The organism is Bradyrhizobium sp. USDA 4503, assembly GCF_054055815.1.
In genome coordinates, this window is record NZ_JBSRXS010000001.1 from 917,418 (window position 1) to 938,737 (window position 21,320).

At 65.8% G+C, this 21,320-nt stretch carries 22 protein-coding genes; 13 read left to right on the plus strand and 9 right to left on the minus strand.

Annotated features, from left to right (window positions below; genetic code table 11):
- Positions 1-41: 41 nt before the first annotated feature.
- Positions 42-1,046, plus strand: a complete 1,005-nt coding sequence (locus ACVMIH_RS04360) for an inorganic phosphate transporter (RefSeq protein WP_057019847.1) — start codon at positions 42-44, stop codon at positions 1,044-1,046.
- Positions 1,047-1,106: 60 nt separating this feature from the next.
- On the opposite strand, the gene sugE is transcribed toward ACVMIH_RS04360, so the two are convergent.
- Positions 1,107-1,421 (minus strand): quaternary ammonium compound efflux SMR transporter SugE, encoded by a 315-nt coding sequence (gene sugE / locus ACVMIH_RS04365; RefSeq protein WP_016839884.1) that lies wholly within the window; start codon positions 1,419-1,421, stop codon positions 1,107-1,109.
- A 153-nt stretch (positions 1,422-1,574) separates the two neighbouring features.
- Between sugE and ACVMIH_RS04370 the strand changes: the two genes are divergently transcribed.
- Entirely contained in the window at positions 1,575-3,194 is a 1,620-nt protein-coding gene (locus tag ACVMIH_RS04370; RefSeq protein WP_028335130.1) for a peptide chain release factor 3, read from the plus strand.
- A gap of 64 nt (positions 3,195-3,258) precedes the next feature.
- Here ACVMIH_RS04370 and ACVMIH_RS04375 read toward each other — a convergent pair whose 3' ends face one another.
- Positions 3,259-4,404, minus strand: a complete 1,146-nt coding sequence (locus ACVMIH_RS04375) for an FAD-dependent oxidoreductase (protein WP_456860836.1) — start codon at positions 4,402-4,404, stop codon at positions 3,259-3,261.
- An 82-nt stretch (positions 4,405-4,486) separates the two neighbouring features.
- Here ACVMIH_RS04375 and ACVMIH_RS04380 point away from each other — a divergent pair, with 82 nt between their 5' ends.
- The 9 genes from ACVMIH_RS04380 to ACVMIH_RS04420 all read left to right on the plus strand — a co-directional run bounded on the left by ACVMIH_RS04380 (position 4,487) and on the right by ACVMIH_RS04420 (position 13,485).
- The gene (locus ACVMIH_RS04380; protein WP_057019849.1) at positions 4,487-5,173 is read left to right on the plus strand and encodes a TetR/AcrR family transcriptional regulator; all 687 of its coding nucleotides are present in this window, start codon (positions 4,487-4,489) and stop codon (positions 5,171-5,173) included.
- A 99-nt stretch (positions 5,174-5,272) separates the two neighbouring features.
- The gene (locus ACVMIH_RS04385) at positions 5,273-5,884 is read left to right on the plus strand and encodes a hypothetical protein (protein ID WP_057019850.1); all 612 of its coding nucleotides are present in this window, start codon (positions 5,273-5,275) and stop codon (positions 5,882-5,884) included.
- Between the two features lie 192 nt (positions 5,885-6,076).
- Positions 6,077-6,661 (plus strand): NnrU family protein, encoded by a 585-nt coding sequence (locus tag ACVMIH_RS04390; RefSeq protein ID WP_057019851.1) that lies wholly within the window; start codon positions 6,077-6,079, stop codon positions 6,659-6,661.
- 2 nt (positions 6,662-6,663) lie between these two features.
- On the plus strand, positions 6,664-7,485 hold the full coding sequence (panB, locus tag ACVMIH_RS04395) for a 3-methyl-2-oxobutanoate hydroxymethyltransferase (protein WP_456860839.1): 822 nt from the start codon (positions 6,664-6,666) through the stop codon (positions 7,483-7,485).
- 10 nt (positions 7,486-7,495) lie between these two features.
- Complete coding sequence (locus ACVMIH_RS04400) at positions 7,496-9,094, plus strand: class I adenylate-forming enzyme family protein (protein ID WP_456860841.1); 1,599 nt, start codon at positions 7,496-7,498, stop codon at positions 9,092-9,094.
- A gap of 359 nt (positions 9,095-9,453) precedes the next feature.
- Entirely contained in the window at positions 9,454-10,110 is a 657-nt protein-coding gene (locus ACVMIH_RS04405; RefSeq protein WP_028335134.1) for a tetratricopeptide repeat protein, read from the plus strand.
- A 37-nt stretch (positions 10,111-10,147) separates the two neighbouring features.
- Positions 10,148-10,705 (plus strand): hypothetical protein, encoded by a 558-nt coding sequence (locus tag ACVMIH_RS04410; RefSeq protein ID WP_076831906.1) that lies wholly within the window; start codon positions 10,148-10,150, stop codon positions 10,703-10,705.
- A gap of 153 nt (positions 10,706-10,858) precedes the next feature.
- A complete protein-coding gene (gene der / locus ACVMIH_RS04415) occupies positions 10,859-12,241 on the plus strand; it encodes a ribosome biogenesis GTPase Der (protein WP_076831908.1) in 1,383 nt (460 codons plus the stop codon).
- Positions 12,238-13,485, plus strand: a complete 1,248-nt coding sequence (locus tag ACVMIH_RS04420) for an MFS transporter (RefSeq protein WP_057019856.1) — start codon at positions 12,238-12,240, stop codon at positions 13,483-13,485. The genes der and ACVMIH_RS04420 overlap by 4 nt, the downstream gene beginning before the upstream one ends.
- A gap of 33 nt (positions 13,486-13,518) precedes the next feature.
- On the opposite strand, the gene ACVMIH_RS04425 is transcribed toward ACVMIH_RS04420, so the two are convergent.
- Together ACVMIH_RS04425 and ACVMIH_RS04430 are read right to left on the minus strand one after the other, a co-directional pair.
- Entirely contained in the window at positions 13,519-13,755 is a 237-nt protein-coding gene (locus ACVMIH_RS04425) for a nuclear transport factor 2 family protein (RefSeq protein WP_256520504.1), read from the minus strand.
- A gap of 9 nt (positions 13,756-13,764) precedes the next feature.
- Positions 13,765-13,875 (minus strand): nuclear transport factor 2 family protein, encoded by a 111-nt coding sequence (locus ACVMIH_RS04430; RefSeq protein WP_244558936.1) that lies wholly within the window; start codon positions 13,873-13,875, stop codon positions 13,765-13,767.
- Positions 13,876-13,991: 116 nt separating this feature from the next.
- Between ACVMIH_RS04430 and ACVMIH_RS04435 the strand changes: the two genes are divergently transcribed.
- Both ACVMIH_RS04435 and ACVMIH_RS04440 read left to right on the plus strand, forming a co-directional pair.
- Positions 13,992-14,651 carry a DUF3313 domain-containing protein gene (locus ACVMIH_RS04435; protein ID WP_456860843.1) on the plus strand — a complete coding sequence of 220 codons (660 nt, stop codon included), beginning with the start codon at positions 13,992-13,994 and terminating at the stop codon, positions 14,649-14,651.
- A gap of 51 nt (positions 14,652-14,702) precedes the next feature.
- Complete coding sequence (locus ACVMIH_RS04440; protein WP_456860845.1) at positions 14,703-15,272, plus strand: DUF2147 domain-containing protein; 570 nt, start codon at positions 14,703-14,705, stop codon at positions 15,270-15,272.
- 145 nt (positions 15,273-15,417) lie between these two features.
- On the opposite strand, the gene ACVMIH_RS04445 is transcribed toward ACVMIH_RS04440, so the two are convergent.
- The 5 genes from ACVMIH_RS04445 to ACVMIH_RS04465 form a co-directional block, all read right to left on the minus strand.
- Positions 15,418-16,644: an ABC transporter substrate-binding protein gene (locus ACVMIH_RS04445; RefSeq protein WP_456860847.1), complete on the minus strand. Its 1,227-nt coding sequence runs from the start codon at positions 16,642-16,644 to the stop codon at positions 15,418-15,420.
- A gap of 149 nt (positions 16,645-16,793) precedes the next feature.
- A complete protein-coding gene (locus ACVMIH_RS04450; protein ID WP_229192202.1) occupies positions 16,794-17,933 on the minus strand; it encodes an NHL repeat-containing protein in 1,140 nt (379 codons plus the stop codon).
- A gap of 193 nt (positions 17,934-18,126) precedes the next feature.
- The gene (locus ACVMIH_RS04455) at positions 18,127-18,867 is read right to left on the minus strand and encodes an SDR family NAD(P)-dependent oxidoreductase (RefSeq protein WP_456860849.1); all 741 of its coding nucleotides are present in this window, start codon (positions 18,865-18,867) and stop codon (positions 18,127-18,129) included.
- A 220-nt stretch (positions 18,868-19,087) separates the two neighbouring features.
- On the minus strand, positions 19,088-20,641 hold the full coding sequence (gene purF / locus ACVMIH_RS04460) for an amidophosphoribosyltransferase (RefSeq protein ID WP_456860851.1): 1,554 nt from the start codon (positions 20,639-20,641) through the stop codon (positions 19,088-19,090).
- A 25-nt stretch (positions 20,642-20,666) separates the two neighbouring features.
- The gene (locus ACVMIH_RS04465; RefSeq protein ID WP_026192677.1) at positions 20,667-21,302 is read right to left on the minus strand and encodes a CvpA family protein; all 636 of its coding nucleotides are present in this window, start codon (positions 21,300-21,302) and stop codon (positions 20,667-20,669) included.
- Positions 21,303-21,320 lie beyond the last annotated feature (18 nt).

Below are 21,320 nucleotides of genomic sequence, written 5' to 3' on the forward strand. Positions count from 1 at the left end.
GGCGATCATGCTCAACAGAGCACAATAGAGTGGGGCATCACGTGGACGCCACGCTGGGTCTTCCAATTCTGACCATCCTGATCGCGGTCGCGCTGCTGTTCGACTTCCTGAACGGCCTGCACGACGCCGCGAACTCGATTGCGACCATCGTCTCGACCCGCGTGCTGCGGCCGCAATATGCGGTGTTCTGGGCGGCGTTCTTCAACTTCCTCGCGTTCCTGGTGTTCGGCCTGCACGTTGCCAACACGATCGGCACCGGGATCATCGAGCCGTCGGTGGTGGATGCGACCGTGATCTTCGCAGCATTGGTCGGCGCGATCGTCTGGAACGTGATCACCTGGGCGCTGGGCATTCCGTCGTCGAGCTCGCACGCGCTGATCGGCGGCCTGGTCGGCGCCGGCATGGCGAAGGCGGGGATTTCGGCGGCGGTGTGGAGCGGGCTCTCCAAGACCTTGCTCGCGATCGTGCTGTCGCCGCTGGTCGGCTTCCTGCTGGCGCTGGTGCTGGTCGCGATCGTGTCCTGGCTCTCGGTGCGCTCGACGCCGTTCGCGGTCGATCGCGCATTCCGCATCCTGCAATTCGCCTCGGCGTCGCTCTATTCGCTCGGCCATGGCGGCAACGACGCGCAAAAGACCATGGGCATCATCGCCGTGCTGCTCTATTCGCAGGGCCATCTCGGCGACACCTTCGAAATTCCGTTCTGGGTGGTGCTGGCCTGCCAGGGCGCGATGGCGCTGGGTACCCTGATGGGCGGCTGGCGGATCGTCCGCACCATGGGGCTGCGGATCACCAAGCTGACGCCGATGCAGGGTTTCTGCGCCGAAACCGGCGGCGCCGTGACGCTGTTCATGGCGACCTATCTCGGGGTTCCCGTATCGACCACGCACACCATCACGGGCGCCATCGTCGGCGTCGGCGCCGCACGGCGGCTTTCCGCCGTGCGCTGGAATGTGGCGAGCTCGATCGTCTACGCCTGGGTGATCACGATCCCGGCGTCGGCCGCGGTCGCAGCCGCGAGCTATTGGGCGGTGCAGATTCTGAAGTAGCGTTTTCGAGCGAAGTGGAAGCCGGTTCGCGTTAAGAAAACGCGTCCCAAAAAGGAGTAATCAGCCGACCAGCTTCAGCCCGACGATGCCGGCAACGATCAGTCCGATGCTGGCAAGCCGCATCGCGGTCGCGGGTTCGCCGAGCAGGATGATGCCGAGCGCCGCGGTACCGACCGCGCCGATCCCGGTCCAGACCGCATAGGCGGTTCCAATCGGCAGCGTCTTCAGCGCGAGGCCGAGCAGGATCACGCTGCCGGCCATCGCCGCCAGCGTCAGCACCGACGGCACCAGCCGCGAGAAACCTTCGGTATATTTCAGCCCGATCGCCCAGCCGATCTCGAGCAGGCCAGCGGTGAACAGAATGGTCCAAGCCATCACGAACCCTCCAGATAAGGCAGGGTCGTCCCCGCGAATGGTATAGTGAGGAGAAGGTCGTCCTTCCGGTGCCCATATGGGGATGGTGCGGGCGTTCCGCATTGCGACAAAACGCCCTTGATTGCGCCCGTTTTCCCTGCCAAATGCCCCGCCATGTCCGACATTTCAGTTTCAGCCGAATCGCCGTCCCGCTCGCCGCTTTCAGAGGAAGTGGCGCGACGGCGTACCTTTGCGATCATCTCGCACCCGGACGCCGGCAAGACCACGCTGACGGAAAAGCTGCTGCTGTTCGGGGGCGCCATCAATCTCGCGGGCCAGGTCAAGGCCAAGGGCGAGCGGCGCAACACGCGCTCGGACTGGATGAAGATCGAGCGCGAGCGCGGCATCTCGGTCGTCACCTCGGTGATGACCTTCGAGTTCAACGACCTCGTGTTCAACCTCTTGGACACGCCGGGCCACGAGGACTTTTCGGAAGATACCTATCGCACGCTGACCGCGGTCGATTCCGCGGTGATGGTGATCGACGCGGCGAAAGGCATCGAGGCGCGCACGCGAAAGCTGTTCGAGGTGTGCCGGCTGCGTGACATCCCGATCATCACCTTCATCAACAAGATGGACCGCGAGAGCCGCGACACGTTCGAGCTTCTGGACGAGATCGAGAAGACGCTGGCGCTCGACACGACGCCGATGACCTGGCCGGTCGGCCGTGGCCGCGACTTCCTCGGCACCTATGACGTCGTCAATGGCGGCGTGCGGCTACTCGAGGGCGGCGGCGCCAAGACCGGCGCCACCGAGCAGATCGACATCGCCGATCTCGGCAAGCGCAATCCCAATCTCGATGTCGCCGAGGTCAAGGACGAGCTCGCGCTGGCCTCGGAAGCCTGCAAGCCGTTCGAGCTCGCGGCGTTCCGCGAGGGCCACCTGACGCCGGTCTATTTCGGCAGCGCGCTGCGCAATTTCGGCGTCGGCGATCTGCTCGAAGGCCTCGGCAAGTTCGCGCCGGCGCCGCGCGCGCAGGACTCGGATTTGCGCAAGGTCGAGGCATCGGAGCCGCGCATGAGCGCATTCGTGTTCAAGATCCAGGCCAACATGGATCCGAACCACCGTGACCGCATCGCCTTCGCCCGGCTGTGCTCGGGCAAGCTCAGCCGCGGCATGAAGGCCAAGCTGGTACGCACCGGCAAAAACATGAGCCTGTCGAGCCCGCAGTTCTTTTTCGCGCAGGACCGCTCGGTCGCCGACGAGGCCTTTGCCGGTGACGTCGTCGGCATTCCCAACCACGGCACGCTCAGGATAGGCGACACCCTCACTGAGGGCGAGGATCTGACCTTCGTCGGCGTACCGAGCTTCGCGCCGGAAATCGTCCGCCGCGTCCGGCTGACCGACGCGATGAAGGCGAAGAAGCTGAAGGAAGCCTTGCAGCAGATGTCGGAGGAGGGCGTCGTGCAGGTGTTCCGCCCGCGCGACGGCGCGCCCGCGCTGGTCGGCGTGGTCGGCCCGCTGCAGCTCGATGTGCTGAAGGCGCGGCTCGATGCGGAATATTCGCTGCCGGTCGAGTTCGAGATCTCTGAATTCTCGTTGGCGCGCTGGATATCGTCCGACGACCGCAAGCAGCTTGACGCCTTCATCTCCGCCAACAATTCCGGCATCGCCGACGACGTCGACGGCGATCCCGTGTTCATGGCCAAGAACGAGTTCTATCTCGGCTACACCCGGGAGCGCGCCGAGGGCATCACCTTCTCCAACGTCAAGGACGTGAAGAAGAAGGCGTAGTCGCGCTTGCTCCTGTGTCGTCCCCCGGGGAAGGCGGGGGACCCGGTACGCCGCGGCTTCTCCGTCATTCGCTACGGTTCTCGGCGGGGAGGTGACTGCCCAAAAAGTCGATCAGGCTCTGCGGCGCGTTAGCGCCGTAGCACAACTCGAGGAGTTCCGCCGCATCAGCGGCTTCGGACGCGCTGCGGGGAAACAGGTCCTCTTCATAGGCGGCGAGCGCGGCCTCGACGTCACCTGGGTTGGCAGCGATCGCCGCGCCGAGTTCGGCACCGTCATATATTGCGAGATTGGCGCCTTCGCCCGATGGAACCATCAGATGCGCTGCATCGCCGAGCAGCGTGACGCCGGGCACGCGGTCCCATTGATGCGCGACCGGAAGCGCATGGGTGAGGCGCAGCACCGGCGCCGTCTCGCCGTCGGTGATCAGCGCGGTCAGCGCCCGGGCCCAGCCATCGAATTCCTCGGCGACGCGGGCGAGGGCGCTTGCAGGATTGGAGAAGTCGAGGTTGGCAAACCATTCCTCACGCTTGGTCAGCGCCACATAGGTGTGCAGCACGCCGTTCGGCTCACGATGCGCGGCGATGCCCTTTCCCGGCGCCAGCGCGAACATGGCGCCGCCGCCAACGGCTTCCGCGCTCGTTCGGTGACGGACATCGGCGTCGAACAGATATGTCTCGATGAACGAAGTGCCGACATAGGTCGGCTTGTCTGCAGAGAGAAGCGATCGCACGCGCGACCAGGCACCGTCGGCCCCGACCAGAAGGTCGGTCGTCACCGTCGTGCCGTCGGCAAAGCTCAATAGGTGCCTTCCACCGCCGAGCGCAGTGGCCGCGGTGACCTTAGATCCCCAATGCACCGTGCCCTCGGGCAGCGAGTTGAGCAGGATCCGACGTAGCTCGCCTCGGGGTACCTCGGGGCGCCCGCCCGTGCCGTCGTCCGGATGATGCAGCAGGACATTGCCTTGGGTATCGAGCGCGCGGGTTTCCTGGCCGCCGGGGTGGATCAACTCGCGGAACTCCTCAAGGAGGCCCGCGGCCTTCAGCGCGCGTTGGCCGTTGTGCTCATGGATATCGAGCATGCCGCCCTGCGTTCGTGCCTCTGCGGAGGCTTCCGCTTCGTAGACGATTGCTGCGATCCCGTGGACGTGGAGGACGCGGGCAAGCGTCAGGCCGCCGAGGCCGGCACCGACGATCGTGACGGGAGATTTCATGCGGAGTCCTTCCGGCACGGCGGAGTTATGGAACGCCGTTCCATAAACTTGGAATGTCGTTCCAGATATGTCAAGGTGCGGCATGGTCAAGAAGGCGCGCAGCGGCCAGCGACGCGAGGACTCGCTCTCGCGGGATCGCATCATCGAGGCTTCGATCGAACTCCTGGACGAGAGCGGCGAGGAGGGGCTGACGTTCCGCGCCCTGTCCGAACGGCTCGCGACCGGTCCCGGCGCGATCTACTGGCATATCGCCAACAAGAGTGATCTGCTGGTCGCCGCCTGCGACGCCATTGTCTCGCGCGTGGTGGATGCGCACGCGGTCGGCGGATCGCCGAAGGCCACCATTCGCGCCCTTGCGCTCGGCATGTTCGATGCGATGGAGGCGCATGCGTGGGTCGGGACAGCGCTGATCCGTGCTGCCGGGCAGTTGCCGACCGTGCGCGTTCTGGAATGCATCGGCCAGCAGGTTCGCGCGCTTGGCGTGGCTGCCGACACGCAGTGGACGATCGTCTCGGTCCTGCTGAACTACATCCTTGGCGTCGGTGGCCAGAACGCAGCCAACGCGCAGTTCGCGCGGACGCATGGCCTGGACCGATCGAGCTTCCTGGATGCGGTGGCGACCGACTGGTCCGCGCTCGACGCAAGCGACTACCCGTTTGCACGCAGCGTGGCCGGCGCGATGCGGGACCACGACGACCGTGTCGACTATCTCGCCGGCATCGATCTCATCCTCGCCGGTATCAAGGGGACACGAACCGGCCGAACCTAGGTTTTAGTATTGACAAGCGCGAGGAATTGAACGCCGCCCCGCTTGATGCGGTCCGGCCGCGGACCCATTTTCTCCGGAGTGCAATCCGGGTCCGCCTGCATGCTCCGACGCGTCGCCATCTGCCTCGCTTTTGCCGTGCCGGCCTTTGCGCTCGAGAGCGCGGCCTCTGCGCAGCAGCGGCAACAAACCAACCCGGCGCCCTTCGCACACACGCCTTGCAGCGTGCTCGACGAAGGGCCTTGCATCCCGTCCTATTGCAGCGTGTTCAACCACGGGCCATGCCTGCCCGAGATGGATTATCCGTACGGCGAAAATCTCCAGCTCACGATCCTGACCGTGCCACCGCAGGATCAGGCCGAGAAGTACCGCAAGCCGGATCATGATCTCAATACCATCGGCGATCTGTTCGCCGCGCTGCGCGCCTGCTGGGCGCCGCCACCGCCGGACGACGCGCGCGCGGGCATGCAGATGTCGGTGCGATTCAGCTTCAAACGATCGGGCGAGATGATCGGCGCGCCGCGCCTGACGTTTTCGACGCGGGGCATCCCGGCCGACACCCGCACCACCTACCTCAATGCGATCAACGCCTCGCTGGATGCCTGCCTGCCGCTGAAATTCACCGGCGGATTGGGCGGCGCGCTGGCCGGCCGGCCGATCATGATCCGCTATGTCGACAACCGGGAGCTGGCCAAATCGGCCAACAAGCCGTGAGACACGTCATTCCGGGCGCGCTGGAAGCGCGAACCCGGAATCCCGGGATTGGCTTGCGCGCCCGGCAACCTCGAGATTCCGGGTCCGGCCCTGCGGGCCATCCCGGAATGACGGAGTCGTGGCGTGACGCATTGCCACCCGCCCGGCGAAGGTGATACGCGAAGGCATTAGTTCGATCAGGGGAGGAACATCGTGGGACTGCTCGTCATGATCCTGGGTCTCGTGCTGTTCCTCGGCGTCCATGTGCTGTCAAGCCTGCGCGAGATGCGCGCCGGCCTGATCAAGGCGATGGGCGAGGGCGGCTACAAGATCGCCTATTCGCTCGCCTCCGCGGCCGGGCTCGTGCTGATCATCTGGGGCTTTGCGCATTATCGCGCGAGCGGATGGATCGACGTCTGGACCCCGCCGACGGCGCTCAAGCACATCACGGTCGCGCTGATGCTGCCCGCCGTCATCCTCGTCGTCGCCTCCTATATCCGCGGCCGCATCTACACCACGCTGAAGCATCCGATGCTCGCCGGCGTGAAGCTGTGGGCGTTCGCGCATCTGCTCGCCAACGGCGACCTCGGCTCGATCATCCTGTTCGGCTCGTTTCTCGGCTGGGCGGTCTATGACCGCATCTCGCTGAAGCGCCGCACGGATGCCGGCGCGCCGCCGATTCCGGTGGGCGGCCCAACCAACGACCTGATCGCGATCGCGGTCGGTGTCATCGTCTATCTGGCGCTGGCGTTTGCGTTCCACCCGGTCGTGATCGGCGTGCCTGTCATGGGAGCCTGACTATGTCTGTTCAATCCGCCATCAAGCGCAAGACCGCGCCCGATCTGCGCGCCCGCAAGAACGGCGAGCCGATCGTGATGCTGACGTCCTATCATGCGCACACCGCGGCGCTGGTCGACCGTCATTGCGACGCCATCCTGGTCGGCGATTCCCTCGGCAACGTCATGCATGGCTTCGAGACCACGGTGCCGGTCACGCTCGACATGATGATCCTGCAAGGCCGCGCGGTGATGCGCGGCTCGCAAGCTGCGCTCGTCGTGGTGGACATGCCGTTCGGCTCCTATGAGGGTTCGAAGGAGCAGGCGTTTCAATCCGCGGTGCGGATCATGAAGGAGACGCTGTGCGGCGCGGTCAAGCTCGAGGGCGGCGCGCGGATGGCGGAGACGGTGGCGTTCCTGTCCGAGCGCGGCATTCCGGTGATGGGCCATATCGGTCTGACGCCGCAGTCGATCAACGCGCTTGGCTCGTTCCGCGCGCAGGGCCGCGAGGAAGAGACCTGGGCGCCGATCGAGAACGACGCCAGGGCGATCGCGGAGGCGGGCGCGTTCTCGATCGTGGTCGAGGCGGTCGCCGAGCCGCTGGCGCGCAAGATCACGCAGTCGATCGCCGTGCCGACCATCGGCATCGGCGCCAGCGCTGCCTGCGACGGCCAGGTGCTGGTGCTGGAGGACATGCTCGGCCTGTCGCCGCGGTCGCCGAAATTCGTGCGCCGCTACGGCAATCTCGGGCCGATGATCGAGGAGGCGATCGCCGGCTATGCGCGCGACGTGAAGAGCCGCGCCTTCCCGGGGCCGGAGCACGTCTACGGCATGAAGAAGAGCTGACCGGGCGCGCATGGACTGGTCGCAGCACGCAATTCCGCCGATGCGGCTCGAGCCGCGGTTCGGCGACCGCGTCGTGCCGGCTTTCCCGGAGCGGCCCGGCAGCCTTTGGGCGATGATCGCGGACGCCGTTGCGCAGAACGGCGACGGCGAGGCGCTGGTCTGTGGCGCGACGCGCCTGAGCTGGCGCGAGGTCGCGGAGAAATCGGCCAAGGTCGCGGCGGGCTTCGCCAAACTCGGCCTTGCGCCCGGCGACCGCGTCGCGATCCTGCTCGGCAACCGCATCGAATTCGTGCTGACGATGTTCGCCGCCGCGCATGCCGGGCTGGTCACGGTGCTGCTCTCGACGCGCCAGCAGAAGCCCGAGATCGCCTATGTGCTGAACGATTGCGGCGCGACGCTTCTGGTCCATGAGGCCACGCTCGCCGACCGCATCCCTGATGCGGCCGATGTTCCCGGCCTCAAGCATCGCATCTCGGTCAGCGACGACGGCGCGTCGCAATTCGCCGGTCTCGCCGACAACGCTGCGGCCCAGGCGCCGGCGGAGGTGAGGGAAGAGGACACCGCGATGATCCTCTACACCTCGGGCACCACGGGCCGGCCGAAGGGCGCCATGCTCGCCCATTGCAACATCATCCACTCCTCGATGGTGTTCGTGTCGTGCCTGAAGCTGACCAAGTCGGATCGCTCGATCGCCGCGGTGCCGCTCGCGCATGTCACCGGCGCGGTCGCCAACATCACCACCATGGCACGCTGCGCCGGCGCGCTGATCATCATGCCGGAGTTCAAGGCCTCGGAATATCTGAAGGTCGCGGCGCGCGAGCGCGTCAGCTACACGGTGATGGTGCCGGCGATGTATAATCTCTGCCTGATGCAGCCGGATTTCGACAGCTACGATCTGTCGAGCTGGCGGATCGGCGGCTTCGGCGGCGCGCCGATGCCGGTCGCAACCATCGAAAAACTCGACGCCAAGATTCCGGGGCTGAAGCTTGCGAATTGCTACGGCGCGACCGAGACCACGTCGCCCTCGACGCTGATGCCGGGCGAACTGACCGCCGCCCATATCGACAGCGTCGGCCTGCCGTGCCCCGGCGCCGAGATCATCGTGATGGGCGCTGACGGCCGCGAACTGCCGCGCGGCGAGATCGGCGAGCTCTGGATCCGCAGCGCCTCGGTCATCAAGGGCTACTGGAACAATCCGAAGGCGACCGTGGAGAGTTTCACGGCCGGCTTCTGGCATTCCGGCGATCTCGGTTCGATCGACGCGGCAAACTTCGTCCACGTGTTCGATCGCCAGAAGGACATGATCAATCGCGGCGGCCTGAAGATCTATTCCGCCGAGGTCGAGTCTGTTCTGGCCGGCCATCCCGCCGTGGTCGAGAGCGCGATCATCGCCAAGCCGTGCCCGGTGCTCGGCGAGCGCGTGCACGCCGTGATCGTGACCCGCACGGACGTGAATGCGGAGAGCCTGCGCGCCTGGTGCGCCGAGCGGCTCTCGGACTACAAGGTGCCGGAGACCATGGCGCTGACATCAGAGCCGCTGCCGCGCAACGCCAACGGCAAGGTGATCAAGCGCCAGATCAGGGAGAGCCTGTCCGCGATAGGCGCGTAGCGAGGCGTGGACGTACCATCCGCGAATTCGGTGCACCGCTCCCGCTTGCGGGGGTCGAGACGAGCGAAGCTCGCTCTTAGGTCAACGCGCGCAGCGCGGCGCGTGGGGGCTTTGTCCGCACAAGGACTTTCTCACTGATCCGACTCGTGGAGACACCCCACCCCGACCCTCCCCCGCAAGCGGGAGAGGGAGCCCGCCGCCGTTGCGGCCAGTCGCAAACGTCCCCCGTTAACGCTTTGATCCGCCTCGCTTTGCCTTGCCTCCGCCACACCATTAGGGTAACGCCGCCGCGATGTGGGGATCGGGTAGGGCTGGGCCCCACCGATAGCAGCGGTCCCGAGGGGATGGGATAGCCTTAAGTGTCTGAATTATTTGACGAAGTCGACGAAGAAGTCCGTCGCGATCAGCTCAAGAAGCTGTGGGACAAGTACTCGCTCTTTATCATCGCCCTGGCGATCCTGATCGTTGCGGGCGTCGGTGGCTGGCGCGGCTACCAGTATCTTGAGGCCAAGAAGGCCGCCGAGGCCGGTGCGGCGTTCGACCGTGCCGTCGAATTGTCCGATCAGAACAAGCACGCCGAGGCCGAGGCTGCGTTCGCCGCTCTCATCACCAAGGCACCGTCCGGCTACCGCAACCTGGCGCGGCTGCGCATGGCCGCCGAGGTCGCGACCCGCGATCAGCCGGCTGCCGCGAAGCTCTATGACGAGATCGCAGCCGACCGCAGCGTCGGCGGTCCCGAGCAGGACCTGGCGCGGATCCGCGCCGCGCAGCTCGCGATGGAAACCACCACCTATCCGAACATGCTGCAACGGCTCGAGGCCACGGCAACGGCGAAGGACTCGACGTTCCGTCACTCCGCCCGCGAGCTGCTGGCGCTGTCGGCCTGGCGCGCCAACGATGCCACCGCCGCGCGGCAGTGGCTCGACCAGATTGCCAATGACGGTGAGACGCCGCCGAGCCTGCGCTCGCGTGCCGAAGCGCTGCAGGCCTTGTTGCCGCCGGTCGCGAAGAGCTGACTTGGCGCGAAACCCGAGTTTGAGTGAGAGATCGACCATGCGCCGCTCGCAACGCCTGATCGCAGCCGCAGTTCTGACAGCGCTTTGCAGCGTGCTGGCGGGGTGCGGCGGTGGCGGCATGTCCAATTTCGATCCGAGCGACCTGCTCGACTTCCTTGACACCAAGAAGAAGCTGGCCGGCGACCGCAAGCCGGTCTTCCCCGAAGGCGTGCCCGGCCTCGAGCAGGGTGTGCCGAAGGAATTGTACAAGGGCTCGCAGCAGGAACAGCTCGATCAGCAGAACGCCGCGGCAGCCGCTGCCGCCCAGCCGGCCCCGCCGCCCGAGCCGCCGAAGGGCGCCAAGAAGCACGCCAAGGGCAGGGCAGCGCCGGCCGCAGATCAAGCGGCTGCTCCCGATGCCGCAGCCGAGGAGGGCGCGCCCGCCGCGCTGCCGCCGGAGCCGAAGCCGAAGAAGATCGTCCGCCGCCGCACCACCGCGCCGCCCGCCGACGACCAGCAGGCACAGCCCGCGGCGCCGGCCCAGCAGACCCAGACCACGCAACAATCCGGCGGCGCCTTCCCCGCACCGCTACCGAGCGGCGGATTTAGCCGCTAGAGCATGATCCGGAAAAGTGCGAAGCGGTTTTCCGAAAAGATCATGCTAAAACAAGAATCTAAGGCGCGATGACGATTCAATCCGATCTCATCGCGCTTTAGGCTCCTAATTCAATTCATTGACGCGCGCCGCAACGCGGCGCCTGGATGATCCATGTCTTTCACCATCGCCATTATCGGCCGGCCCAATGTCGGAAAGTCGACGCTGTTCAACCGGCTGGTCGGCCAGAAGCTCGCGCTGGTCGACGACGAGCCCGGCGTGACGCGTGACCGTCGCGAGGGCCAGGCCAGGCTCTACGACCTCGACTTCACCATCATCGACACCGCAGGTCTGGACGAAGGCGCCAAGGGTTCGCTGACGGCGCGGATGCAGGAGCAGACCGAAACCGCGATCGAACTCGCCGACGCCCTGATGTTCGTGATCGACGCCCGCGTCGGCCTGACGCCGACCGACCGTGCCTTCGCCGACTTCGCGCGAAAGGCCAACAAGCCGGTGGTGCTGGTCGCCAACAAGGCCGAGGGCAAGCATGGCGAGATCGGCGCGATGGAATCCTACGCGCTCGGGCTCGGCGATCCCGTCCAGATCTCGGCCGAGCATGGCGAGGGCATGGGCGACCTCCACGAGGCGCTGAGCGCGCTGGTGCCGGAGACACCGGAGGAAGACGACGAGCTTGAGGACGATGAGGACATCTCGGAGGAGGAGGCCGCGCAGCGCCCGATCCGCGTCGCCATCGTCGGCCGGCCCAATGCCGGCAAGTCGACGCTGATCAACCATCTGCTGGGCGAGGAGCGGCTGCTGACCAGCCCCGAGGCCGGCACCACGCGCGATTCCATCGCGGTCGAGATCACCTGGCAGGGCCGCCAGTTCCGGGTGTTCGACACCGCCGGCCTGCGCCGCCGCTCGCGGATCGAGGAGAAACTGGAGAAGCTCTCGGTGGCCGACGCGTTGCGCGCGGTGCGCTTTGCCGAAGTCGTCGTGATGATGATGGACGCGCAGAACAAGTTCGAGGAGCAGGACCTGCGCATCGCCGACCTGGTCGAGCGCGAAGGCCGCGCCATCGTGCTCGCGGTCAACAAATGGGACCTGGTCGAGCGCAAGCCCAACCAGATCTCGCAACTGCGCACCGATGCCGACCACTGGCTGCCGCAGGTCAAGGGCGCGCCGATCGTCGCCGTCTCCGGCCTGATGGGCGAAGGCATCGACCGCCTGATGACGGCGATCCAGGAGGCCTACGCGGTCTGGAACCGGCGCTTGCCGACCTCGGCGCTCAATCGCTGGTTCGAGCAGGCGATCCAGGCCAACCCGCCGCCGGCGGTTTCGGGCCGCAGGCTGAAGCTGAACTACATCACGCAAGTGAAGGCGCGCCCGCCGAGCTTCGTGCTGTTCTGCTCGCGCGCCGACGCGATCCCGCGATCCTATCTGCGCTACCTCATCAACTCGCTGCGCGAGACCTTCGATCTGCCGGGCACGCCGATCCGGATCACGCTGCGCGAGAAGGCCAATCCGTTCGCCCACAAGCGCAAACGCCCGTCGTGAGCGAAAGGTCGGAGGGCGACACGGTTGCTGTAGCGCAACCGCGCAGCGGCGCGGTGATCTTCATCTTCATCACGTTGCTGCTCGACATGCTCGCGCTCGGGATCATCATCCCGATCCTGCCCAAGCTGATCGAGGGCTTCGTCAACAACGACACCGCAAATGCGGCGCGCATCTTCGGCGTGTTCGGCTCGATCTGGGCCTTGATGCAGTTCGTCTGCTCGCCGATCCTCGGCGCGCTGTCCGATCGCTTCGGCCGCCGGCCGGTGGTTCTGCTGTCGAATTTCGGCCTCGCCGCCGACTATGTGCTGATGGCGCTGGCGCCGAACCTGATCTGGCTGTTCATCGGGCGGGCGATCTCGGGCATCACCTCGTCGAGCATCTCGACCGTGTTCGCCTATATCGCCGACGTCACCGCGCCGGAGCAGCGCGCCGCGATGTTCGGCAAGATTGGCGTCGCCTTCGGCGCCGGCTTCATCCTCGGACCGGCGCTCGGCGGCCTGCTCGGCGAGATCGATCCGCGGCTGCCGTTCTGGGCGGCGGCGGGTTTGAGCTTCGTCAACGGGCTGTATGGCCTGTTCATCCTGCCGGAATCGCTGCCCGTGGAGCGGCGCGCGCCGTTCAAATGGAAGAGCGCCAATCCGATCGGCGCGCTGCATTTCCTGCGCTCGAACCGGACGCTCGCCGGCCTGTCGCTGGCGACGTTCTTCGGCCAGCTCGCGCATGTCGTGCTGCCCTCGGTGTTCGTGCTCTACGCCACCTATCGCTATGGCTGGGACACCGGCACCGTCGGCGCGACGCTGGCGCTGGTCGGGCTCTGCGGCATGATCGTGCAGGGCGCGGCGATCGGCCCGATCGTGCAGCGCCTCGGCGAGCGCAACGCGCTGTTCCTCGGCCTCGTCTGCGGCGCCCTGGGCTTCGTGATCTTCGGCGCCGCGCCGACCGGCCAGCTGTTCTGGATCGGCATTCCCGTGATGGCGCTGTGGGGCCTCTCGGGCGCTGCGACGCAGGCGCTGACGACGCAGCTCGTCGCCGCCGATCAACAGGGCCAGTTGCAGGGCGCGACTTCAAGCGTGCAGAGCATGTCGGAATTGATCGGCCCGTTCCTGTTCACGCTGACGTTTGCGTATTTCATCGGCGATACCGTGCCGGTGAAGATGCCCGGCGCGCCGTTCTATCTGGCCGGCGCGCTGCTGCTGCTCGCGCTCGCCATCGCCTGGCGCACGACGGCGGCAAAGAGAGCGTAGGGCGGGCCGCCGACGGATCCACCACGAGACGCTCTATTCCGTCGCCGGCACCGAATGGTGCTCGTGCGTGACGCGCCACTCGCCGTCGACCTTGCGCAATCCGATCGTCAGCCTGAACTGGAACGTGGCATCAGGTGGCCCGCACCGCATCACCGCGACCGCGAAGGCCACATCATCGCCGGCCGTGATCGCGATCTCCTCGACATCGAAGGCGTAGGATGGGCGGTGATACCTGAAGAACAAGTCCCACGTCTTCCGGTATTCATCCAATCCGCGTGACTACAATGGCGGCGGAACGTCGAACATCACGATGTCCTGATCGTGATGGGCGAAGATGCCGGGATAGTCGGGTCGGCGGACGGCGTCCGTCCAGGCGTCGATGAGCGCCAAGGTCTGGCGGTGCCGCGACGGCGAGTCAGACCAGTGACGGCCGCAGCCGTACTTTCAGCCCCGGACGCGGCTGCGGCCGAGCTGCTTTTCCGCCCAGGTCGGATGAGGAGATTGGAATGGAGAGCTCGATCGCCGCGCGCGGTCTGGGAGCGATGGCGCTTTGCGTCCTCGCGGGAGGATGTGCCACCGTCACGGTGGCCTATTCGGATGTGGCATCGTCGGCCTACATGACGCCGGATACGTCCGATTCTTCGGGACGTGTGCCGTATCGCTATGCGCCGCCGGTCGACTGGCGGAGCTACAACAAGGTGATGATCGATCCGGTCGTGATCTATCGCGGCGCGGATCATCAATTCGGCGACATGTCCGAGAAGGACAAGCAGACGCTCGCTGCCTACATGCAGACCCGCTTCGCCGACAAACTGCGCGGCCGCTTCACGCTGGTGAACACGCGCGGGCCGAACACGTTCCGCCTGCGGCTGACGCTGACCGGCGCGGTCGCCAACACGCCGGTGCTCGGCACGCTGTCGCGCTTCGATCTGGCGGGCGCGGTCTACAACGGCGTGCAGGCCGCGCGCGACGGCGAGGGCACGATGACGGGCTCCGTGATCTATGCCGTCGAGATGTTCGACAGCTCGACCTCGCGCCTGCTCGGCGCCTATGTCAGCAAGCAATATCCCAACGCCTACGACATCAAGGCCAGCGTCGGCGATCTCGCCGCGGCCACCGCCGGCATCGACAAGGGGGCCGATGCCTTCATGGCGCAATTGAAGTGAGGCGCGCCGCGCGCGTCCGCAAACCATCCCGACGCTGAAAGGTCCTTTACCATGAACTTTCTGGTTCGCATGTTTCTGCGCAGCCTCGTCGCTGCCTTGCTGATGAGCTCGACCGGCCGCGCCGAGACGATTGCCCCAGCCGATCCCAGCGGCACCTGGCTGACCGAAGACGGCTGCGCACGCATCCGCCTCGAGCGCGGCGGCCCCGCGCGTGACCGCATCTGCGGCTTCATCGTGTGGATGAAGGATCCGCTCGATTCACACGGCCAGCCGCTCCGCGACAGCTTCAATCCCGAACCCGACAAGCGGACGCGTGCGCTGCTCGGCCATCAGCTGATCCTCGGATTGAAGCTGACGCCGGAGGGCAGGTTCGACGGCGACATCTACAACGCCGAGGACGGCAAGTCCTATGCGGTCTCGCTGTGGCGCGACAAGTCCGACCGGCCGAAGCTCAAGGGATGCCTGCTCAAGCTGCTGTGCCAGACCCAGACCTGGACGCAGACGCTGGACGTGCAGCCGGGCCAGCTCGTCGGCCTGACCGGCGATGTCGGCGGCCCGCGCGCCGACAGGGAATGGGCGTCGTTGCCGCCGCCCGTCAAGGCGAAGTCGGCGGCGAAGTAAGAAGGTGCAAAAAGTCATTCCGGGGCGATGCGCAGCATCGAACCTCAGGGGCGCAAGCGCGCCTCGGGGAATCTCGAGAGTCCCGATGCGCAATTGCGCATCTGAGGTTCGCGCGTTGCGCGCCCCCGGAATGACCGCTACGCGGTCACTTCTTCAGCAGCGGACAGTCGCTGGCCTCAAGCGGCTTCGCGGCGTCTTCCGGCGCGATCGTGGCGATCAGCTTGTAATAGTCCCAGGGATATTTGGACTCTTCGGGCTTCTTCACCTCGAACAGATAGGCCGGAATCAGGCGCCGGCCGTCGGCGCGCAGCGGGCCCTTGCCGAACAGCGGATCGTCGGTCGGCAATTCCTTCATCTTGGCGACGACCTTGGCGCCGTCATGCGGATTGCCGCCGAGCGCTTCCATCGCCTTGAGATAGTGCAGCACCATCGCGTAGTTGCCGGCCTGGGTCATCGACGGCATCGCGTTCTTGCTGGCGAGGGCGGCGAACCGCTTCGACCAGGCGCGGGTCTGATCGTTCATGTCCCAATAGAAGGATTCCGTGAACGTCAGGCCTTGCGCGGTCTTCAACCCGAGCGAATGCACGTCGTTGATGAACAGCAGCAGCGCCGCGAGCTTTTGGCCGCCGGAAACGATGCCGAATTCGGCCGCCTGCTTGATCGCGTTGGTGGTGTCGCCGCCGGCATTGGCGAGGCCGACCACCTTGGCCTTGGACGATTGTGCCTGCAGCAGGAACGACGAGAAATCGGCGGTGTTGATCGGATGCTTGACGCTTCCGAGCACCTTGCCGCCATTGGCGTTGACGACCGCGGTGGTGTCACGCTCAAGCGCGTGGCCGAATGCATAGTCGGCCGTCAGGAAGAACCAGGTGTCGCCGCCGGCCTTCGTCAGGGCCTTGCCGGTGCCGTTGGCCAGCATGTAGGTGTCGTAGGTATATGAAATCGTGTTCGGCGTGCAGGCCTTGCCGGTGAGGTCGGCGGTCGCCGCGCCCGAATTCAGCAGGACGATGTTCTTTTCCTTGACGAGATTGTTGACCGCAAGCGCCACGCCGGAGTTCGGCGTGTCGGCGATCGCATCGACCTTCTCGTTGTCGACCCATTGCCGAGCGATGTTGACGCCGACGTCGGGCTTGTTCTGGTGGTCGCCACTGAGGACGTCGATCTTCCAGCCCTTCTTGAGCAGGCCGGAATCCTCCACGGCCATCTTGATCGCGACCACGGAGTTCGGGCCGCCGATGTCGGCATAGAGGCTCGACATATCGTTGAGCACGCCGATCTTGACGGTCTTGTCCTGCGCGAACGCAGAAGTTGAAAGGCCGAGTGCGGCGCAAGCAAGAAGCGCGGCGTAGCGCCGCGCAAACGTCGTTGTCATGAAATTCCCTCCACTGTCTAAAGCCCGGGCAGCCCTCTTGCGGAGCCTTTTTGCCGGTCGCTCAGGTTCCCGCTTACCCTTTCCGGGGGGAGGCGGCAATCCGCCTAAAGCCGGGTGGGCCTGCGTCGAAGCGTCATCCGGTGAAACCCTTACTTGAGCGCGTCGGAGGTCAGCTTGAATTTCTGGATCCGCTTTCCGGTGTCGACCTCGGCGGTATAGACGTTGCCCCTGGCGTCGACCGCGAGCGCGTGCACCCAGTGGAACTGCCCGGCGTTGCGGCCGTTGCGGCCGAAGCTGCCGACCACCGCGCCGTCGTCACGCCTGATGATGCGGATCTCGTTGTTCTCGCCGTCGGCGGAGAGCAGGTAGGTCTGCTTGGGATCGGGCCACAGCGCGATGTCCCACACCGCGCCGTTGCCGAGCGTGCTCTTCTCGAAGAAGAACTCCTTCACGAAGCTGCCGTCCTTCCTGAACACCTGGATGCGGTTGTTGATGCGGTCGCAGACATAGACCAGTCCGTCATCGGCGATCTTCACGCAGTGCACGGGATTGCCGAACTGCTGCGCGACCTGCGCCTTCGGATCGTAGGGTGGCTGCTTGGCGTCGTCGGGCTTGTTGCCATAGGCGCCCCAGTGCCGCTTGTAGGCGCCGGTGGTGGCATCGAACACGATGACGCGCCGGTTGCCGTAACCGTCGGCGACGTAGATCTCGTTGGCCTCCTTGTCGATCGCGGTCTCGGCGGGCTTGCCGAGCTGGGTGGTGTCGTTGCTGCCCTTGCTCGGTGCGATCGAGCCGATCTGCGAGACGAACTTGCCGTCGAAGGTGAACTTGAGGATCGCATTGTCATTGTCGGCGTTGCCGCCGATCCAGACGAAGCCGCGCTCGTCGACCTCGATGCCGTGCTCGCGGCCAACCCACTCATAGCCGTCACCCGGACCGCCCCAGGACCGCAGTAGATTGCCGTCAGCGTCGAATTCGAGCACCGGCGGCGCCGAGACGCAGCATTTCGAGCGCGGCGGATTGAGGCTCGCGCCCTTCTCGTCGTCGGTCAGCGAGCGCGGCCGGTGGATCACCCAGATGTGGCCCTGCCAATCCACCGTGATGCCGCCGACCTGGCCGAGTATCCAGTTGTTCGGCAGCGGCTTCGGCCATGATGCATCCACGGTGAAGGTCGGGATGTCGCCGGCTTTCGCGGGGGTTGGTGTAGCGAAGAGGGCTGATGATGCGATGCAGGCGGAGAGAAACAATCCGGACAGAATGGAGCGCGCGCGATTGAACGTCGGCGTCATGTTGCCTCCCGAGATTTTTCTTGGCGGTCGTCCCGCTGGGGAGCGTAGTCAATCGTGGGGATGCGAGCGAGTCAATCGCAAGGAGGTGCGTAGCCCGGATGGAGCGAAGCGAAATCCGGGGCCGGTTTCTCCGCGTAGAGACTATCCCGGATTGCGCTTCGCTCCATCCGGGCTACGGGAGAGAGAGCCGCGCTCACGCCGGCGGCTGGAAGCTGCGCAGCGTGCGCGCCTTGTAGTCGTAGAGCTTGCCGGTCTCGGTCCATGCGGGCGAACACATCGGCACGATGAATTCGGCGGCCATGTCGGGCGTATCCAGCGTCATCGGGTCTTCGCCGGGAAACACCTGCGCGCGCATCCGGGTGCGGATCGGGCCGGGGCTGAACAGGTTGACGCGGAGCTTTGTGTTGGCGGTCTCGTTGGCCCAGGAGCGCACCAGTGCCTCCAGCGCGGCCTTCGAGGCCGCATAGGGGCCGAGATAGGCGTTGGCCTTGTGGGCCACGCCCGACGTCACGAACACCGCGCGGCCGGCGTCGGATTGCCGCAGCAGCGGGTCCATGCAGCGGATCAGCTGGAAGTTGGCGGTGACGTTGATCGCGAACACGTCGTTCCATGGTTTCAGCTCGATATGGCCGAGCGGCGACGACGGCCCTGCGGTGCCGGCATTGCCGACCAGGATATCGAGCTTGCCGTGGCGCTCATGCAGCGCAAGGCCGAGCCGCGCGATGCCGTCGTAATCGGTGAGCGAGAGCGGCACCAGGGTGGCGCTGCCGCCGGCCTTGCGGATCTCGTCGTCGAGCTCTTCCAGCCCGCCTTGCGTGCGCGCCACTGCCACGACATGCGCGCCGGCCTTGGCCAGTGCGACCGCGGTCGCATAGCCGATGCCGCGCGAGGCGCCGGTCACGAGGGCGATACGGGAGGCGAGGGGTTTTGTCATGTCTGTCTGTCCGCGTGTTTGCCCGGGGTATTACAGACGGAAATGCCCGGGACAAGCCCGGCCATGGCTAAAAGACATGGTCATTCCGGGATGGTCCGAAGGACCAGACCTCAGATGCGCAATCGCGCATCGGGGAATCTCGAAATTTGAGGCAAGAACGCAAGACAACTTCGAGATCCCGGGTTCGATGCTGCGCATCGCCCCGGGATGACGCTTCGCCTCAGCTCGCCTCCGCCAGCAGCGAGAGCTGGCGCGGCGGGGCCTCGGTTTCGCTCTGGTCGGTGAGGTGGGTCGGGTAGGCGCCGGTGAAGCAATGGTCGGCGAATCTCGGATTTGCCGGGTCGCGCCCCTCATAGCCCATCGCGCGGTACATGCCGTCGATCGACAGGAAGGCGAGCGAGTCGGCGCCGATGATGTCGCGCATCTCCTCGAGCGAATGGGTCGCGGCGAGCAGGCCGCCGCGGTCGGGCAGGTCGATGCCGTAATAGTCGGGGTAGAGGATCGGCGGCGAGGCGAGGCGGAAATGCACCTCGCGGGCGCCGGCGTCGCGCATCATGCGCACGATCTTCTTCGAAGTGGTGCCGCGGACCAGACTGTCATCGATCAGGATGATGCGCTTGCCCTCGATCGCGGCGCGGTTGGCCGAATGCTTCATGCGCACGCCGAGCTCGCGCACGCTCTGGGTCGGCTGGATGAAGGTGCGGCCGACATAGTGGTTGCGGATGATGCCGAGCTCGAACGGCACGCCGGAATACTGACTGTAGCCGACCGCGGCGGGCACGCCGGAATCCGGCACCGGCACCACGACGTCGACCTCGGGATGGCTCTCGCGCGCCAGCTGGGCGCCGAACGCCTTGCGCACGTCGTAGACCGAACGGCCGCCGACGATCGAGTCCGGCCGCGCGAAATAGATGTATTCGAAGATGCAGGGCCGGGCCGGCTTCGGCGGGAACGGCTTGTGGCTGTGCGCCCCTCGCTCGTCGAACACGATGATCTCGCCGGGCTCGATGTCGCGGACGTATTTGGCGCCGATCATGTCGAGCGCGCAGGTCTCCGAGGTCAGGATCGGACGGCCGTCGAGATCGCCGAGCACCAGCGGGCGGATGCCGAGCGGGTCGCGCGCGCCGACCAGCTTCTTGTTGGTCAGCGCGACCAGCGCATAGGCGCCCTCGATGGTGCGCAGCGCCTCGATGAAGCGGTCGATGAAGCGGGTGCGCTTGGAGGACTGCGCCACGAGATGCAGGATCACCTCGGTGTCGGTGGTCGACTGCATCATGGCGCCACCCTTGACCAGCTCGCGGCGCAGGGTCAGGCCATTGGTGAGGTTGCCGTTGTGGCCGACCGCAAATCCGCCGGCGCTGAGCTCGGCGAACAGCGGCTGCACGTTGCGCAGGATGGTGCCGCCGGTGGTGGAGTAGCGGACATGGCCGACCGCGGCGTTGCCGGGCAGGCGCTCGATCACCTCGCGGCGTGAGAAGGCGTCGCCGACCAGGCCGAGGCGGCGTTCACTGTGGAAGCGGCTGCCGTCGAAGGAGACGATGCCGGCGGCTTCCTGGCCGCGGTGTTGCAGGGCGTGCAGGCCGAGTGCGGTGATCGCGGCGGCCTCGGGATGGCCGAAGATGCCGAACACGCCGCATTCCTCGCGGAGCGTGTCGCCATCGAGGTCGGGGTGGTATCTGAGAGGGTCGTTTTTAGGGTCGTCTTGCAGTTCGATCGGGCCGAGGTCGAGATCCATTTGGTCGGTATGATCCGAAGGGGTCTGCATCTCGTTCATCGCCTCTCGTAAGGGCCCAAATAGTTTATCGGCCCGCGGGTTTCTCGATCAGCTTCTTCAAGCTGTCACGCGCAGGTTTGCTATAGCCATCGCCCGACGCCGGCGTCGCCTGATCATTGGTATCGGCCGCAGAATCGTCGTCTGGCTTATTCTTCTTGAACTTCTTTAAGATGGTGTTCTCGGGGTCGTCAGGCAAGAGCGACATCAGCCAATCCCCGGTTCCCTGCAGCACCACCCGGGACTTCGCCCCGGTCACCCAATCGGGCCGCTGCTTGTCCGGAACCAGCCAGGTGAAGAACATGAACGCCACGACCACGATCAGGAGGCCGCGGGCGAGCCCGAACAGGAAGCCGAGGGTGCGGTCGAGCGCGCCGATCCGGGAATCCAGGATCATGTCCGAGATCCGCACCGTGACGATCGAGACCACGATCAGCGTGCCGATGAAGACGCCGGCCACCACGACCACGGCGGCGACCGTGTCGTTGTTGAAATAGGTCTTGGCGGTCGGCAGAAGCTTCGAAAACGCATACAGCGTGACCAGCGCGGCGGCGCCCCAGGCCGCGATCGACAGGATCTCGCGCATGAAGCCGCGCACCATCGCGAGCAGGCCCGAAATCAGCATCACGCCGAGCAGGACGAGATCAAGTATCGTTATGGGCATCGGCTGGTCAGGTCCGCT